This window comes from Candidatus Pelagibacter bacterium nBUS_27, assembly GCF_051200985.1.
In the GTDB taxonomy this organism is placed as follows: domain Bacteria; phylum Pseudomonadota; class Alphaproteobacteria; order Pelagibacterales; family Pelagibacteraceae; genus Pelagibacter.
The window spans coordinates 514,113-528,253 of sequence record NZ_CP172845.1 but is presented as its reverse complement, the minus strand read 5'-3'; the positions used below and the strand labels follow the sequence as shown (position 1 = coordinate 528,253).

The 14,141-nt window shown below is 28.6% G+C and carries 15 protein-coding genes; 7 read left to right on the top strand and 8 right to left on the bottom strand.

Annotated features, from left to right (window positions below):
• Positions 1 to 5: 5 nt before the first annotated feature.
• The 5 genes from ACIJYG_RS02870 to ACIJYG_RS02850 are packed head-to-tail and all read left to right on the top strand — an operon-like array spanning position 6 to position 5,902.
• Positions 6 to 947 carry an aspartate carbamoyltransferase catalytic subunit gene (locus ACIJYG_RS02870; protein ID WP_435098346.1) on the top strand — a complete coding sequence of 314 codons (942 nt, stop codon included), beginning with the start codon at positions 6 to 8 and terminating at the stop codon, positions 945 to 947.
• Positions 948 to 2,234: a dihydroorotase gene (gene pyrC, locus ACIJYG_RS02865; RefSeq protein ID WP_435098343.1), complete on the top strand. Its 1,287-nt coding sequence runs from the start codon at positions 948 to 950 to the stop codon at positions 2,232 to 2,234.
• A gap of 2 nt (positions 2,235 to 2,236) precedes the next feature.
• Complete coding sequence (gene plsY, locus ACIJYG_RS02860; RefSeq protein ID WP_435098340.1) at positions 2,237 to 2,815, top strand: glycerol-3-phosphate 1-O-acyltransferase PlsY; 579 nt, start codon at positions 2,237 to 2,239, stop codon at positions 2,813 to 2,815.
• 37 nt (positions 2,816 to 2,852) lie between these two features.
• Positions 2,853 to 5,444, top strand: a complete 2,592-nt coding sequence (gene topA / locus ACIJYG_RS02855; RefSeq protein ID WP_435098337.1) for a type I DNA topoisomerase — start codon at positions 2,853 to 2,855, stop codon at positions 5,442 to 5,444.
• On the top strand, positions 5,441 to 5,902 hold the full coding sequence (locus tag ACIJYG_RS02850) for a RidA family protein (RefSeq protein ID WP_435098334.1): 462 nt from the start codon (positions 5,441 to 5,443) through the stop codon (positions 5,900 to 5,902). The genes topA and ACIJYG_RS02850 overlap by 4 nt, the downstream gene beginning before the upstream one ends.
• Position 5,903: 1 nt before the next feature.
• Here ACIJYG_RS02850 and ACIJYG_RS02845 read toward each other — a convergent pair whose 3' ends face one another.
• Positions 5,904 to 7,202: a UDP-glucose dehydrogenase family protein gene (locus ACIJYG_RS02845; RefSeq protein ID WP_435098331.1), complete on the bottom strand. Its 1,299-nt coding sequence runs from the start codon at positions 7,200 to 7,202 to the stop codon at positions 5,904 to 5,906.
• Positions 7,199 to 8,014, bottom strand: a complete 816-nt coding sequence (locus ACIJYG_RS02840; RefSeq protein WP_435098328.1) for a sugar phosphate nucleotidyltransferase — start codon at positions 8,012 to 8,014, stop codon at positions 7,199 to 7,201. Before ACIJYG_RS02840 ends, ACIJYG_RS02845 begins: the two co-directional genes overlap by 4 nt.
• Before the next feature lie 4 nt (positions 8,015 to 8,018).
• On the opposite strand from ACIJYG_RS02840, the gene ACIJYG_RS02835 reads away from it, so the two are divergent.
• On the top strand, positions 8,019 to 8,864 hold the full coding sequence (locus tag ACIJYG_RS02835; protein ID WP_435098325.1) for a pantoate--beta-alanine ligase: 846 nt from the start codon (positions 8,019 to 8,021) through the stop codon (positions 8,862 to 8,864).
• Positions 8,865 to 8,866: 2 nt separating this feature from the next.
• On the opposite strand, the gene mgtE is transcribed toward ACIJYG_RS02835, so the two are convergent.
• Entirely contained in the window at positions 8,867 to 10,240 is a 1,374-nt protein-coding gene (gene mgtE, locus ACIJYG_RS02830; protein WP_435098323.1) for a magnesium transporter, read from the bottom strand.
• 60 nt (positions 10,241 to 10,300) lie between these two features.
• Between mgtE and lipB the strand changes: the two genes are divergently transcribed.
• On the top strand, positions 10,301 to 10,918 hold the full coding sequence (lipB, locus tag ACIJYG_RS02825) for a lipoyl(octanoyl) transferase LipB (RefSeq protein ID WP_435098320.1): 618 nt from the start codon (positions 10,301 to 10,303) through the stop codon (positions 10,916 to 10,918).
• Here the strand turns inward: lipB and ACIJYG_RS02820 are convergent.
• Genes ACIJYG_RS02820 through rpsM form a run of 5 tightly spaced genes read right to left on the bottom strand, consistent with a single transcriptional unit; the run spans position 10,896 to position 14,130 of the window.
• Positions 10,896 to 11,813 (bottom strand): RluA family pseudouridine synthase, encoded by a 918-nt coding sequence (locus ACIJYG_RS02820; RefSeq protein ID WP_435098317.1) that lies wholly within the window; start codon positions 11,811 to 11,813, stop codon positions 10,896 to 10,898. The two genes, lipB and ACIJYG_RS02820, sit on opposite strands and share 23 nt — an antisense overlap.
• A gap of 10 nt (positions 11,814 to 11,823) precedes the next feature.
• Complete coding sequence (gene rplQ / locus ACIJYG_RS02815; RefSeq protein WP_435088993.1) at positions 11,824 to 12,267, bottom strand: 50S ribosomal protein L17; 444 nt, start codon at positions 12,265 to 12,267, stop codon at positions 11,824 to 11,826.
• Positions 12,267 to 13,295, bottom strand: coding sequence for a DNA-directed RNA polymerase subunit alpha (locus ACIJYG_RS02810; RefSeq protein WP_435088991.1), 1,029 nt, complete (start codon positions 13,293 to 13,295; stop codon positions 12,267 to 12,269). Before ACIJYG_RS02810 ends, rplQ begins: the two co-directional genes overlap by 1 nt.
• Positions 13,295 to 13,744 (bottom strand): 30S ribosomal protein S11, encoded by a 450-nt coding sequence (gene rpsK / locus ACIJYG_RS02805; RefSeq protein WP_435088989.1) that lies wholly within the window; start codon positions 13,742 to 13,744, stop codon positions 13,295 to 13,297. The genes ACIJYG_RS02810 and rpsK overlap by 1 nt, the downstream gene beginning before the upstream one ends.
• A gap of 2 nt (positions 13,745 to 13,746) precedes the next feature.
• Entirely contained in the window at positions 13,747 to 14,130 is a 384-nt protein-coding gene (gene rpsM, locus ACIJYG_RS02800; protein WP_435088987.1) for a 30S ribosomal protein S13, read from the bottom strand.
• Positions 14,131 to 14,141 lie beyond the last annotated feature (11 nt).

Genomic DNA, 14,141 nt, shown 5'->3' with positions numbered 1-14,141 from the left:
TTTTAATGGCAACTAAAATAACTAAAGCTATTAAAATCTCTCAAAAACATTTGTTAGGTATCCAGGATTTATCAATTAATGATGTTAATTTAATTTTAGATGAGTCGCAGGCATTTATTAAGCTTAATCAAAGTAAGAATAAAAGGTTAAATGTATTAAATGGCAAAACTCAAATTAATCTATTTTTTGAACCATCTACCAGAACACAAAGCTCATTTGAGTTAGCAGGTAAAAGATTGGGTGCTGATGTAATGTCCATGAATATGGGAAATTCTGCAATTAAAAAAGGCGAAACTTTAATTGATACCGCTATGACTTTAAACGCTATGCATCCTGATATAATTGTTATTAGACACCAAGACTCTGGAGCATGTAACCTATTATCACAAAAAGTTAATTGTGCTGTATTAAATGCAGGTGATGGCAGAAGAGAACACCCTACTCAAGCACTTTTAGATGCTTTAACAATTATTAATCGGAAAAAAAAAATTGAAGGTCTTAAAATTGCAATTTGTGGTGACATACTTCATTCAAGAGTTGCAAGATCAAACATTTATTTACTAACAATGCTTGGTGCAGAAGTAAATATTATTGCTCCATCAAATCTAATGCCAAAAGAAATAGAAAAATTTGGTGTAAATACTTTTACAGATATGAACAAGGGTCTAAAAGATTGTGACATAGTAATGATGTTGAGATTACAGAATGAAAGAATGACAGGTTCGTTTCTTTCGTCTAACCGTGAATACTATGAATATTATGGCCTAACACCGGATAAAATGGATCACGCAAAACCAGATGCAATCATAATGCACCCTGGGCCAATGAACAGAGGTATTGAGATTGACACAAGGTTAGCGGACGATATTAACAAAAGTGTAATTAAAGAACAGGTAGAACTTGGTGTGGCTGTGAGAATGGCTTGTTTAAAAATTTTTTGTGAATAAATGAAAAAACAATATTTTATAAATGCAAATATAATTGACCCATACAATTCATTAAATGAAAATGGAGGCTTAATTATTGGTGAAGATGGTAAAATTGAAGCTATAGGCAAAAAAGTAAATACCAACAATTTGCCAACAAGAGAAAAACCAATAGATTTAAAAGGTAAATATATATTTCCTGGGCTTGTAGATATGAGAGTATTTGTTGGTGAGCCTGGCTATGAATATAAGGAAAATTTTAGAACCCTGAGTAATGCAGCATTATCGGGTGGAGTAACATCAGTTGTTACAATGCCTAACACAGATCCAATTATAGATAACGTATCAATAGTAGATTTTTTAAAAAGAAGAGGAAGAGATAAATCAAAAATTAATATATTTCCTTGTGCTTCACTAACTCAAAATGCAGAGGGTACAAATATGACTGAATTTGGTCTACTAGCAAACAAGGGTATAATTGGTTTTACAGATGGAGTGAAAACTATTCAAAATACAAGTTTGATGTCCAAGATAATGAATTCAGCTAAAGATTTAGGATGCCTGATAATGCAACATACTGAAGATTATCACCTCTCAAAAAATGGGATGATTAATTCTGGTATAATAGCCACCAAACTTGGTTTATCAGGGATACCAGATATTGCTGAAAGAATTATAATTGAAAGAGATTTAACTTTACTTGAAAATGTAAAATGTAGATATCACATATCACAAATTTCATCTGCAAAATCAGTGGCTGTAATTAAAGAAAGAAAAAACAACATTAAGTTTACATGTGGTGTGTCAATAAATAATCTCTCTTTGAATGAAAATGATATTGGAGACTTCAAAACATTTTTAAAATTATCACCACCTTTAAGAAAAGAAGAAGATAGAGAGGCTCTTGTTCAAGGATTAAAAGATAAAATTATAGATGTAATTGTTTCAGATCACAAACCAGAGGATGAAGAGTCTAAAAGATTAACTTTTTCTCAAGCAGCAACAGGTGCTTCTGGTATAGAAACGCTTTTATCATTAAGTCTAGAACTTTATCACAATGGATCTGTTAAACTTGAAACAATAATCCAAGCATTAACATCTAATCCAGCAAAAATTTTGGGTATTAACAAAGGAAATCTTTCAATAGGAAGTGATGCTGACTTATGTATAGTTGATTTAGATAAACCATGGATTGTAAAAAAAGAAAATTTAGTTTCAAAATCTAAAAATACTTCAATAGAAGATAAAAAACTTCAAGGTAAAGTAACTAATACATTTGTAAAAGGTAAGGAATTATTTAAAATATAATAATGGAACATTTTACAATAGGTATAATCTCATACCTTATGGGATCTATTCCATTTGGTTTTGTTTTAACAAAAATTTTTTTAAAAAAAGATATTAGAGATATAGGTTCTGGTAATATAGGTGCTACCAACGCATTAAGAACTGGCAATAAAATTATAGGATATACAACACTTATATTGGATATATCTAAAGCAATAATTCCTGTTATTTATGTCAAAATTAATTTTCCAGAATTGATATTTATAGCTTCATTATGTGCCTTTTTAGGTCATGTATTTCCAGTATGGCTTAAGTTTAAGGGTGGAAAAGGTGTTGCTACATATGTTGGAATTTTATTTTCTATAGATATTTTGTTAGGAGGAATTTTCACAATAAGCTGGATGATTATATTTATCTTAACTAAGTACTCATCATTGTCCTCAATCATTGGGGCTTTATCCATACCAGCATACCTTTTGCTCGCAGGACAAAGTAATAATGTAGTTTTTTTTATAATAATGTTTGTTTTGATCTTTTTTACACATAGAGAAAATATCAAACGACTGAAAAATAAAGACGAAAGTAAGACTAAAATTTATTAATTTGACTATCAAACTCTTTTGAGTAGTTTGTTAAATTATGAATCTAGTCATAGTTGAAAGTCCCGCTAAAGCAAAAACAATAAATAAATATCTAGGTCACAACTACACTGTTTTAGCAAGTTATGGTCATATAAGAGATTTACCCTCTAAAAATGGATCTGTAGACCCCGATCAAAATTTTAAAATGGAATGGGAGGTTGATAGTTTTTCAAAAAAATATTTAAAAGAAATTACTGATGCTGCAAAAGACTCTTCAAAAATTATTCTAGCAACTGACCCTGATCGTGAAGGTGAAGCTATTGCTTGGCATGTTAAGGAATATTTGAATGAAAAAAAACTTCTAAAAGATAAAGAAGTAGAACGTGTTGTATTTAATGAAATTACAAAAAAAGCTGTAACACATGGAATTGAAAATCCACGTCAAATTGAACCTTTGTTGGTGGATGCTTATATGGCAAGAAGAGCTTTAGATTATTTGGTTGGTTTTAATATCTCTCCTATTCTATGGACTAAATTACCTGGATCAAAATCAGCTGGAAGAGTTCAGTCTGTAGCTTTAAAACTTATTACAGAAAGAGAGCATGAAATTGAGTCTTTTGATCCTGAGGAATTTTGGACTTTAACTATAAATTTTCAAGATGATAAAAAAAAAATAATTAGTGCAAGTATATTTCAACTTAATGGAAATAAAGTTGAAAAATTTTCATTTAGAAATAAAGTTGAAATAGATAAGGCAATTGAAAAAATTAAAGATAAAAAATTTGATATTAGTGACATTTCGTCAAAGATAATTAACAGAAACCCTTCTGGTCCATTCACAACTTCTACCCTTCAACAAGTAGCATCTAGTAGATTGGGCTTTGGAGCTTCAAGAACAATGCAAATTGCACAGAGACTATATCAAGGTATTGAAATTGATGGTGAAACTATAGGTTTAATAACATATATGAGGACAGACGGTACAAACTTGTCAGCTGATGCAATTACAGATTTTAGAGATTATATTAAAAATGAATACGGTAAAGAATACCTTCCAGAAAACCCTTTAAATTATTCTGGAAAAAAAGCTAAAAATGCTCAAGAAGCTCATGAAGCTATAAGACCAACAGACATCAATAGATCACCAGATTCTGTTAAAAAATATTTAAGTGCTGACCAACAAAAACTCTATAATTTAATTTGGGGAAGAGCTCTATCATCTCAAATGGAGTCTGCTAAATTTGATCGAAGCACAATAACAATAACTTCCAATGATGGTCAGACAATATGTAAAACTAGTGGTTCTGTTTTAAAATTTGATGGTTATTTGAAAGTATTTCCAAGCCCTAGTAAAGATGATGATGAAGCAATCTTGCCAGAAATGTCCAAAGGTCAAATAAATATAGAAGCTTTTTTTGATGAACAACATTTCACACAACCACCACCTAGATACTCTGAGGCAAGTATTGTAAAAAAATTAGAAGAATTAGGGATTGGAAGACCGTCAACATACGCAAGTATAATATCAACAATTGCTAATCGTGGTTATGCTGAAATTATTAATAAGAGATTTTTTCCAACTGATCGTGGAAAATTAATTTCTGCTTTTTTAGAAAAATTATTTTCAAAATATGTAGATTATAATTTTACTGCTGGTTTAGAAGAACAATTAGATGATATAACAACAGGAAAAGAAAGTTGGATAAAAGTTTTAGAAATGTTTTGGAAAGATTTTAATAATAACGTTTCTCAAGTTAAAGAAAAAAGAACTAGAGAAGTTTTAGATCTATTGAATGATAGTCTTGGAACACTAATTTTTGACAAAGACTCTGATGGTAAAGTTGTTAGAAAATGTCAGCTATGTGAAACAGGATCTTTGAGTTTAAAAAACAGTTTTAGAGGAGGTGCTTTTATTGGTTGTTCTAATTATCCAGAATGCAAATTTACAAGACCTTTATCTAAAGCGAAAGCGGCTGCACAAGCACAATTGGCTGAGCCAAAATTTATAGGTAAGCATGATAATGGAAATGATATTTATTTGAAAAATGGAAGATTTGGTCCCTACTTACAATATGAAAAAGTTCTTGAAAAAACTACTGATGAAAAGGTAACTAAGAAAAAAAAGAAGACCAAAAAAGTGAAGGCTGATGTTAATGAACTTTTAAAAAATGTTTCAATTCCTAAAGGTTTAGAATTAGAAAATATTGATTTAGAAAAAGCCCAATTTTTATGCTCACTACCAAAATCTCTTGGAATAAATCCTGAAAACCAAAAAGACATTACACTTAATACTGGAAGATTTGGCCCTTACTTAAAGTGTGAAAATAAATCAGCTAGAATAGAAAATTTGGAAGAAATATTTTCGATAGGTTTAAATAGAGCTATTACTTTGATAGCTGAAGCTAAACCTGGAAGAATGTCTGCATCAATTATAAAAGATTTAGGTGAGCATCCAGAAGATAAAAAACCAGTTAGAGTTATGAAGGGTCAGTATGGACCATATATTAAATATAAATCGCTTAATGCAACTATACCGGAAGAAAAAGATCCTACTGAACTTACAATGGAGGAGGCCTTAATCCTTATTGAGAAAAGAAAAGAATACGATAAAACAAAGAAAACAAAAAAAAGAAAAAAGGTAAAAAAATGAATTATGATGATAAAATTAAAGAATTAAAAATTGAACTACCTGAAGCTAAAGCACCAGTTGGCTCTTATGTAGCAACTAAAATTTCAGGAAATTTACTTTATGTATCGGGTCAAATTTCAATGAATATAAATGGAGAATTGATAAAAGGTAAAGTTGGTAAAGACTTAACTACAGAGGAAGCTTACAAAGCTGCTGAAAGATGTGGATTAAGCATTGTTGCTCAAGTTAAAAATGCATGTAATGGAGATCTTTCAAAAGTAAAATCCTGTATTAAGTTAACAGGTTTTGTCAATTCAACAGAAGATTATATCGAACAACCAAAAGTAATTAATGGCGCATCAGATTTAATAGCTTCAATTTTTGGTGATGCTGGAATGCATACTCGAGCTGCTGTAAGCACTAACAGTCTGCCCCTAGGTGTGTCTGTAGAAATAGACGCAATTTTTGAATTAAATTAGATTACCTGCCAATACCAAAATAATCAATTTTTAATTTTTTCATTTTAGCTGGTGAATAAATATTTCTCATATCAAAAACTTTAAATTTATTTTTCTTAACAATATTTTTAAAGTTTAATAATTTGAAATCATTCCATTCTGTGTGTAGAACAATAAGATCACTGTTAAAACATGCAGATGATATATCATTAAAATATTGAACATTTTTTAATTTTTTAAATTCATGTTTTTCTCCTGAAGGATCGTAATAACGGATATTAGAATTTCTTTTATTCAAATATTTTATCATTGGTATACTTGAGGCTTCACGCATATCATCTGTATTCGGTTTAAATGTAACACCTAAAAAAGTAATAGTTTTATTTTTTAATTTACCTTGAAGAATCTCTTCTAATTTTTTAGTTAATAAAAGTTTTCTATTATTATTTGAAGAGACAACACTTTTGACAATTGTTAAATCAGTTTTAAATTGATTTGCAGTTTCAATTAATGCTCTTGTATCTTTAGGGAAACATGATCCCCCATATGCTGGTCCAGCTCTTAAAAATCTTTCTCCTATTCTAAGATCTGAACCCATGCCTTGAGATATATCTTTAATATCCACACCAGCTTTTTCACATAAATTAGCCAATTCATTAATGTAAGATATTTTTGTTGCTAAAAAAGCGTTAGAAGCATATTTGATTAATTCAGCACCTTTCCTAGATGTATTAAAATATCTGCTACTTTTTTTAATAATCGGCATGTATAAAGATTTCATTTTAGTATTAGCTTTTTTGCTATCAGTTCCAATGATTACTCGATCAGGGCAAGAAAAATCGCTAATAGCCTCTCCTTCTCTTAAAAATTCTGGATTTGACACTATATCAACAAGTTTCTTTCTTTTTAGTTTAATTAAAATTTTTTCGATTTTATCACCTGTTGTTACAGGAACGGTAGATTTTGTAACTATTACTTTATATTTAAATATAATTTTTTTTAATTCATGAACTACTTTGAAAACATTTTTTAGATCAGCTGAATTACTATTTTTCTTAGTTGGTGTACCTACACAAATAAATATAATATCAGAATTAGTTACTGCTTTATTAAAATCAGAGGTGAAAATTAATCTTTTCTGCTTAGAATTTCTTTTTAAAATTTCTTCTAAACCAGGTTCGTAAATTGGAACAATTCCTTTATTTAATAAATCTATTTTATTTTTGTCTTTATCAACGCAATAAACAGTATTACCTAAATCAGAAAAGCACACACCACTTACAAGGCCAACATAGCCTGTTCCAATCATGCATAATTTCATAACTTATTGATTTCCAAAGTTGAGTTGATGTATCCATTCATAGTACCGCAATCTAAATATTTTCCAGAAAAATGATGAGCTATAAATTTTTCATTATCTTTGATTAATGCTTGGATAGCATCTGTGATGTGTATTTCTCCACCTTTACTAGGTTTTGTTGTTTTTAGTTTAGTAAAAATTGATCTTGGTAAAATATATCTTCCTATTACAGCTTTATTAGAAGGCGCATTCTTTAAGTCTGGTTTTTCAATTACATCACTTATTAAATAATCAGTTTTGTTTAATTTTTTATCTAATTTATAAATGCCCCACCTTGAAACTGATTTTTTATTAACACTCATGCTTGCCATCACAGATGATTTATATCTTTTGTGTGAACTAATCATAGATTTGGAACAGTTTTTTTTAATTATAAGATCATCTGGCAGTAACATTAAGAAGTATTTATCTTTAATTAATTTTTTGGTTTTAAGAACTGCATCACCTGTTCCTTTTGGTTTATTCTGATAAACAAATTTAATCATTTTTCTAAATTTTAAAATTTTTTTATATTCCTCAATAACACGTGGGTCTTTTTTCTTTTTAATTAAATCTTTATAAAATTTGTCATTGTAAAAATATTTTTTAATCATCATCTTTCTTTTTGATATAATAAAAATTATTTCTTTAATGCCAGCATCAATACATTCATTTATAATATATTCTAATCCTGGTTTTCCGTTGATAGGCAAAAGTTCTTTTGCAAAAACACTAGTCAAAGGTAACAGGCGTGTACCCAATCCAGCTAAAGGAATAATAGCTTGTTTAATCATTTAAATGTTTTACTTATTAAATATTCTAATACAAATGAAAATTATATTAAATAATAGTATTTTACATAAAACATTAAGGCCTTTTAATGATATTGGTTTTGTACCTACAATGGGTGGTATTCATGAAGGGCATATTTCTTTAATAGAAAAATCAATTAAATCTAACAAAAAAACTCTTGTAAGTATTTTTGTAAATCCAAAACAATTTAATGCTATTAAAGATTTTAAATCTTACCCTTCTAATATCAAGAATGATTTAACTATTTTAAAGAAAATTAAAAAGTTAGATTTTATTTATATTCCAAAATTCAAAGACATTTTCGAAGATAAAAAAAAATCACAAATAAAAATTAAAAGAAAAGATAAAATACTTTGTGCTAAATATAGAAAAGGACATTTTGAAGGTGTTTTAGATGTAATGAATAAATTAAGCACATTAATTAAACCTAAAAAAATATTTATGGGGAAAAAAGATTTTCAACAATTATATTTAGTAAGAAATTTTATTGAAAAAAAATTTAATACTAAGGTAATTGGATGTAAAACTATAAGGAATAAAAATAAATTAGCATTATCTTCAAGAAATTTATTATTTAACAAACAAGAACTTAATGAAGTTGAAAAGATTTCAAAAACAATTTTAAATTTGAAAAATAAAACTAAAAGTACAAATAATATTAATAGATTTTTACAAAAATCAAAAAAAGATATAGAGAAATTTTTTGATGTTAAAATTGAATATTTAGAAAATAGAAATATAAAAAACCTAACTATTTCAAATAAATACTTAAAATCTAAAATCTTCGTTAGTTATTATTATAAAGGTATTAGATTAATTGATAACTTTTAAATTTATAAAAAATAGGCACCAACACCTAAGAATGATACAAAACCTATCACATCAGTAATTGTAGTTACAAATACACTAGAAGCAATAGCAGGATCAATATTCATTTTTTTTAAAGTTACTGGAACTAAAATTCCAAATAGTCCAGCTATTATCATGGTTAAGACCATTGAAATTGAAATTATAAATGAAAGTGTATTATCTTGGAACCAAATTTGGACAACAAAAGCACTTATAGCTGCAAATATAATTCCATTTAAAATTCCAATAGTGAATTCTTTTAAAACATTTGATGAAAAATTATTCTCTGTTAAATCATTGGTTGCTATTGTTCTAACAGTAACAGCTAAAGTTTGCATCCCTGCATTACCACCCATAGATGCTACTATCGGCATCAAAAATGCTAATACAACCATTTGTTCAATTGTAGCTCCAAATAAGCTAATACACCAAGTTGCCAGAAAAGCTGTGAATAAATTTAACAAAAGCCAATTAAATCTTCTTCTTGTTTTGGTTATTACGCCGTCTGTAATTTCCTCGTCACCTACCCCTGCCAATCTCAAGGCATCTTCCTCAGCTTCTTCTTTTAGGACAGTCAAGACGTCATCACTCATAATCATCCCAACTAACTTATTGTTTTTATCTACAACAGCAGCTGAATTTAAATTATAGTTTTCAAATAAATTACCAACCTCTTCTTTATCCATATCTACAGGTATTAATAACTGAGATTCGGACATGATTGAAAGCATTTTAGTATCTCTTGATGTGGTTAATACACGAGATGAAGGAACTGTTCCAATTGGTTTAAACTCCTCGTTAATAATGAAAATTTCTAAAAATTCCTCAGGAAGATCTTTATTTTCCCTTAAATAGTCAATTGTTTGACCTACAGACCAATTACTTGGTATAGCTGTAAATTCACGTTGCATTATTCTTGCAGCCGTATCTTCCGGGTAACTTAAGCTCTCTAAAAGAGCAAAACGATCTTTAGGTGGTAATGAACTAAGAATAGTATTTTTTTCTTCCTCAGGTACATTTTCTAAAATTGATATTGCATCATCAGACTCAAGATTAGTTAATATTGAAACTATTGAATCGGATGAAAGATAAGTAATAATTTCTGTTTGAATAGACTCATTAAGTTCTACAAACACCTCGGGATCAATGTTAAAATTATTAAGTTTAATTAAACTCTCTCTATCTGATTGATTTAAATGCTCAATAATATCAGCAGCATCTGCTGGGTGCATTTCTTTAAAAGAATTAGTAATGAAAAGAGCATCATTATTAGCAATTTTAGACGTTACTACTTTTATATATTCTTTATTAAATTCAAAATTAACTTTTTTATCTTTTATTTTTTTAACTAAAGACATAAATCCACCTATAATTTAGATTGGACTATTAATAGATAATTAAGATAATACAAATTATAAATGAATATAGAGATCAAAAAGTCAATAAAACCAATAAATTATTTTGAAGCAATAGACTTACTAGAGAAAAGATTGGAAGATTTACACAAAAATAAAGATAAAGAACTTATTTGGACTTTGGAACATAATGAAATATTTACAGCAGGTACAAGTTATAAAGAAAATGAAATTTTAGATAATTCTATAAACCTAATAAAAACTAATCGTGGTGGCAAAATTACATGTCACGCACCTGGTCAATTAATTTGTTATTTTGTTTTAGATTTAAGAAAAAAAAAAGATATTAGAAATTTTATTACTTGTATTGAAAAAACAATTATTGAAACTCTAAAGAATTATAAAATAGATACATTTTCAGACAAAAATAATATTGGAATTTGGCATGGAGGAAAACAAATGACAAATAAAGTAGCAGCAATTGGAGTAAGAGTAAAAAAGTGGATTGCTTATCATGGATTTGCAATAAATATTAATAATAATCTAGATCAATATGAAAAAATAATTCCATGCGGAATATCAGACAGAGGAATAACAAATTTAAAAAAAATTAATGATCAAGATTACTCTAATCTTGAAAATATATTAATTAAAAATTTTATTTTAAATCTAAAAATCTAAGTCTTTTTGTTTTTAGTAGTTTTCTAAAATAATCTGGCAATAAGGCTGTGTAGGTGTGTTTAATATCATTGGCTATAAATCTTATTTGATATGAATGTAGCATTAAATTTTTGTTAATACCTTTGTATGAATTAGATAATTTATATTTTGTATCACCAAAAATAGGTTGTCCCACAGCATAGAGCTGTTTTCTAAGTTGATGTTTTCGCCCAGTGATAGGTTTTAATTCAACGAGGCTAGCTTCTGAGTTTTTATCTAAAACTTTATAAATTGTTTTTGCTTTTTCTATAATTTTTTTTTCTCCATCATATCGGATAAGATCATCATTCCACTCTCCAGAATCATTATTTAACTCTCCATGGCATATAGCTAAATATGTCTTATGAACTTTTCGCAATCTAAACAAAGAAGTTAATAGTTGCGCAGACTCTCTCGTTTTGGCCATTATAAAAACACCAGATGTGTCTTTATCTAACCTATGTACAGAATATGGTTTGGTCCCTTGAAAAATTTCACTTTTGGCAAAAATATCTACTAAATTCTTTTTCGATTTAGTTCCACCTTGAACAGAGATGCCTGAGCTTTTATTTAATACTATAAAATTTTCATTGTTATCAATAATTTGATCTTCATTAGATTTTATAACATCTTTTGATGGTTCAAATTTAATTTTTTTTTGAACTATAGTTTCTTTAAAATCTATATTAAAAATATCCACAACATCATCTGTTTTAACTTTAGTAAAACTTTTAATCTTTTTTTTATTGATCTTAATTTTTCCAGATCTTAAATATTTTTCGATTAAGCCCTGTGGAATTTTGCCAATCTTAAATCTTATCCAACGATCAATACGCATATCATTACTCGTTGAATCAACGGTAAATGACTTTTTCATGATTTGGAATTTATGCTGTTGCTTGGTTCTTTTCTTCAGCTTTTAATGTTTCTTTGGAAGTATCTTTTTTCTTTTTGTCTACTCTTCTCGCCTCAACGTCTCTATCAACGAACTCTATAATGGCCATAGGTGCATTGTCACCATATCTAAATCCAGCTTTAATAATTCTGGTATAACCACCATTTCTTTTTTCATATCTTTTTGAAAGAGTTTTTTTAACTTTATTAGCTGATTTAATATCTTGAAGTTGAGAAACTAACATTTTTGTTGTTTGCAAAGTTTCTTTTTTACCTAATGTTATAATTTTGTCTGCCTGTGGTTTCAAAAATTTAGCTTTAGGCAAAGTAGTTTTGATTTGCTCATACTTTATCAAAGAATTTAACATATTTTTTAAAAGAGCTTTTCTATGTTCAGAAGTTCTGTTTAACTTCTTATTTGCCATTCCATGTCTCATTAGATGGCTTCCTCTAACTTTTTAGACATTTCTGCTATATTATCTGGTGGCCAATTTGGAATTTCCATTCCTAAATATAATGACATTCCTGTTAAAACTTCTTTAATTTCATTCAAAGATTTTCTACCAAAATTAGGGGTTCTAAGCATTTCACCTTCAGATTTTTGAACTAAATCTCCAATATAAATTATATTATCATTTTTCAGACAATTCATGGATCTTACTGAAAGCTCAAGTTCATCAACTTTTCTTAATAAGTTTTTATTGAATTCAGGTTCAGTTGATACTTCTTTCACTGGTGCTTCAACTGGTTCATCAAAATTAACAAACATTTTTAGCTGGTCTTGAAAAATTCTTGCCGAATAAGCCACAGCATCTTCTGCTGAAATCGATCCATTGGTTTCAACATCCATAGTAAGTTTGTCGTAATCCAATGCCTTACCTTCTCTAGCAGTACTTATTGAATAAGAAACCTTCTTAACTGGACTGTAAAGTGAGTCAATAGCTATAAGTCCTAATGGTGGCTCTTCTGGTTTATTTAAATCAGCAGGCACATATCCTTTTCCAGTACTTACATTCATTTCCATATGAAAGTTGGTATTTTCATCAAGATTACATATTACTAGTTCAGGATTTAAAATTTCTACGTCAGCAACTTGTGCAATATCTGAAGCTTTTATTTCACCAGGTCCTTTAGCATCTAATATAAGTTTTTTTGTTCCTTCTGAGTTACATTTCAAGGCTAAAGATTTTACGTTTAAAACTATATCTGTAACATCTTCTCTTACACCCTTAATAGATGTAAATTCATGTAAAACACCGTCTATTTGAATTGATGTAACTGCCGCTCCTCTTATTGATGAAAGTAAAATTCTTCTTAAAGAGTTTCCTAAAGTTAAGCCATAACCTTTTTCAAGAGGTTCGGCAATAATTTTTGCATGGGTTAAATCATCACTTATTTGGACATCTAATTTAGATGGTTTAATTAATGATTTCCAATTTTTTACATTTACATTTTCGACTTCCATTAAACTCTCCTTTTTTTTGGTGGTCTAGTTCCATTATGAGGCATGGGTGTTGTATCTTTGATTGATAAAATTTTAAAACCTCTTGCTTGTAATGCTCTTAATGCTGTTTCACGTCCAGACCCAGGGCCTTTAACTTCAACAGATAAAGTTTTCATTCCATACTCTAATGCTTTAGAAGCAGCAGCATCAGCAGCAATTTGTGCCGCATAAGGGGTAGATTTTCTAGATCCTTTAAAACCTTTTTGGCCAGCAGAAGCCCAAGAAATCACATTCCCGTTAGTATCTGCAATTGAAATAATTGTGTTATTAAAAGTGGATTGCACATAAGCAATTCCATTTAAAATATTTTTTTTAATTTTTTTCTTTTTTGAATAAGAACTTTTGTTACTTTTCTTTGAAGATTTTTCTACCTTCTGATCTTTATTTTCAACTTTATCAACTTTAGCCATAATTATTTTTTAGTTGGAGTTAATTTTTTTCCTGCAATAGCGATAGCTTTACCTTTTCTTGTTCTTGCATTACATCTTGTTCTCTGTCCTCTTACAGGTAATTTTTTTCTATGCCTTGTTCCTCTGTAACAAGCTAGATCAATTAATCTTTTTATAGTTAGTGAATAATCTCTTCTTAGATCACCTTCGACTTTAAAATTAGCATCAATATATTCTCTAATTTTTAAGATTTCATCATCAGTCAATTCATTAATTCTTTTAGCTCTTGGTATTTCAAGTGAACTACAAATCTGGTTAGAAAATTTATCTCCAATCCCATAAATATAAGTTAAACCTATGTGTACAAGTTTATTTTGTGGGATGTTGATACCTGCGATACGAGCCATAATTTTTGTGA

Excerpts from the sequence above, each read along its gene's own strand:
- ACIJYG_RS02870 (WP_435098346.1), top strand. The coding sequence starts at position 6 with ATGGCAACTAAAATAACTAAAGCTATTAAAATCTCTCAAAAACATTTG.
- pyrC (WP_435098343.1), top strand. The coding sequence starts at position 948 with ATGAAAAAACAATATTTTATAAATGCAAATATAATTGACCCATACAAT.
- plsY (WP_435098340.1), top strand. The coding sequence starts at position 2,237 with ATGGAACATTTTACAATAGGTATAATCTCATACCTTATGGGATCTATT.
- topA (WP_435098337.1), top strand. The coding sequence starts at position 2,853 with ATGAATCTAGTCATAGTTGAAAGTCCCGCTAAAGCAAAAACAATAAAT.
- ACIJYG_RS02850 (WP_435098334.1), top strand. The coding sequence starts at position 5,441 with ATGAATTATGATGATAAAATTAAAGAATTAAAAATTGAACTACCTGAA.
- ACIJYG_RS02845 (WP_435098331.1), bottom strand. The coding sequence starts at position 7,202 with ATGAAATTATGCATGATTGGAACAGGCTATGTTGGCCTTGTAAGTGGT.
- ACIJYG_RS02840 (WP_435098328.1), bottom strand. The coding sequence starts at position 8,014 with ATGATTAAACAAGCTATTATTCCTTTAGCTGGATTGGGTACACGCCTG.
- ACIJYG_RS02835 (WP_435098325.1), top strand. The coding sequence starts at position 8,019 with ATGTTTTACTTATTAAATATTCTAATACAAATGAAAATTATATTAAAT.
- mgtE (WP_435098323.1), bottom strand. The coding sequence starts at position 10,240 with ATGTCTTTAGTTAAAAAAATAAAAGATAAAAAAGTTAATTTTGAATTT.
- lipB (WP_435098320.1), top strand. The coding sequence starts at position 10,301 with ATGAATATAGAGATCAAAAAGTCAATAAAACCAATAAATTATTTTGAA.
- ACIJYG_RS02820 (WP_435098317.1), bottom strand. The coding sequence starts at position 11,813 with ATGAAAAAGTCATTTACCGTTGATTCAACGAGTAATGATATGCGTATT.
- rplQ (WP_435088993.1), bottom strand. The coding sequence starts at position 12,267 with ATGAGACATGGAATGGCAAATAAGAAGTTAAACAGAACTTCTGAACAT.
- ACIJYG_RS02810 (WP_435088991.1), bottom strand. The coding sequence starts at position 13,295 with ATGGAAGTCGAAAATGTAAATGTAAAAAATTGGAAATCATTAATTAAA.
- rpsK (WP_435088989.1), bottom strand. The coding sequence starts at position 13,744 with ATGGCTAAAGTTGATAAAGTTGAAAATAAAGATCAGAAGGTAGAAAAA.
- rpsM (WP_435088987.1), bottom strand. The coding sequence starts at position 14,130 with ATGGCTCGTATCGCAGGTATCAACATCCCACAAAATAAACTTGTACAC.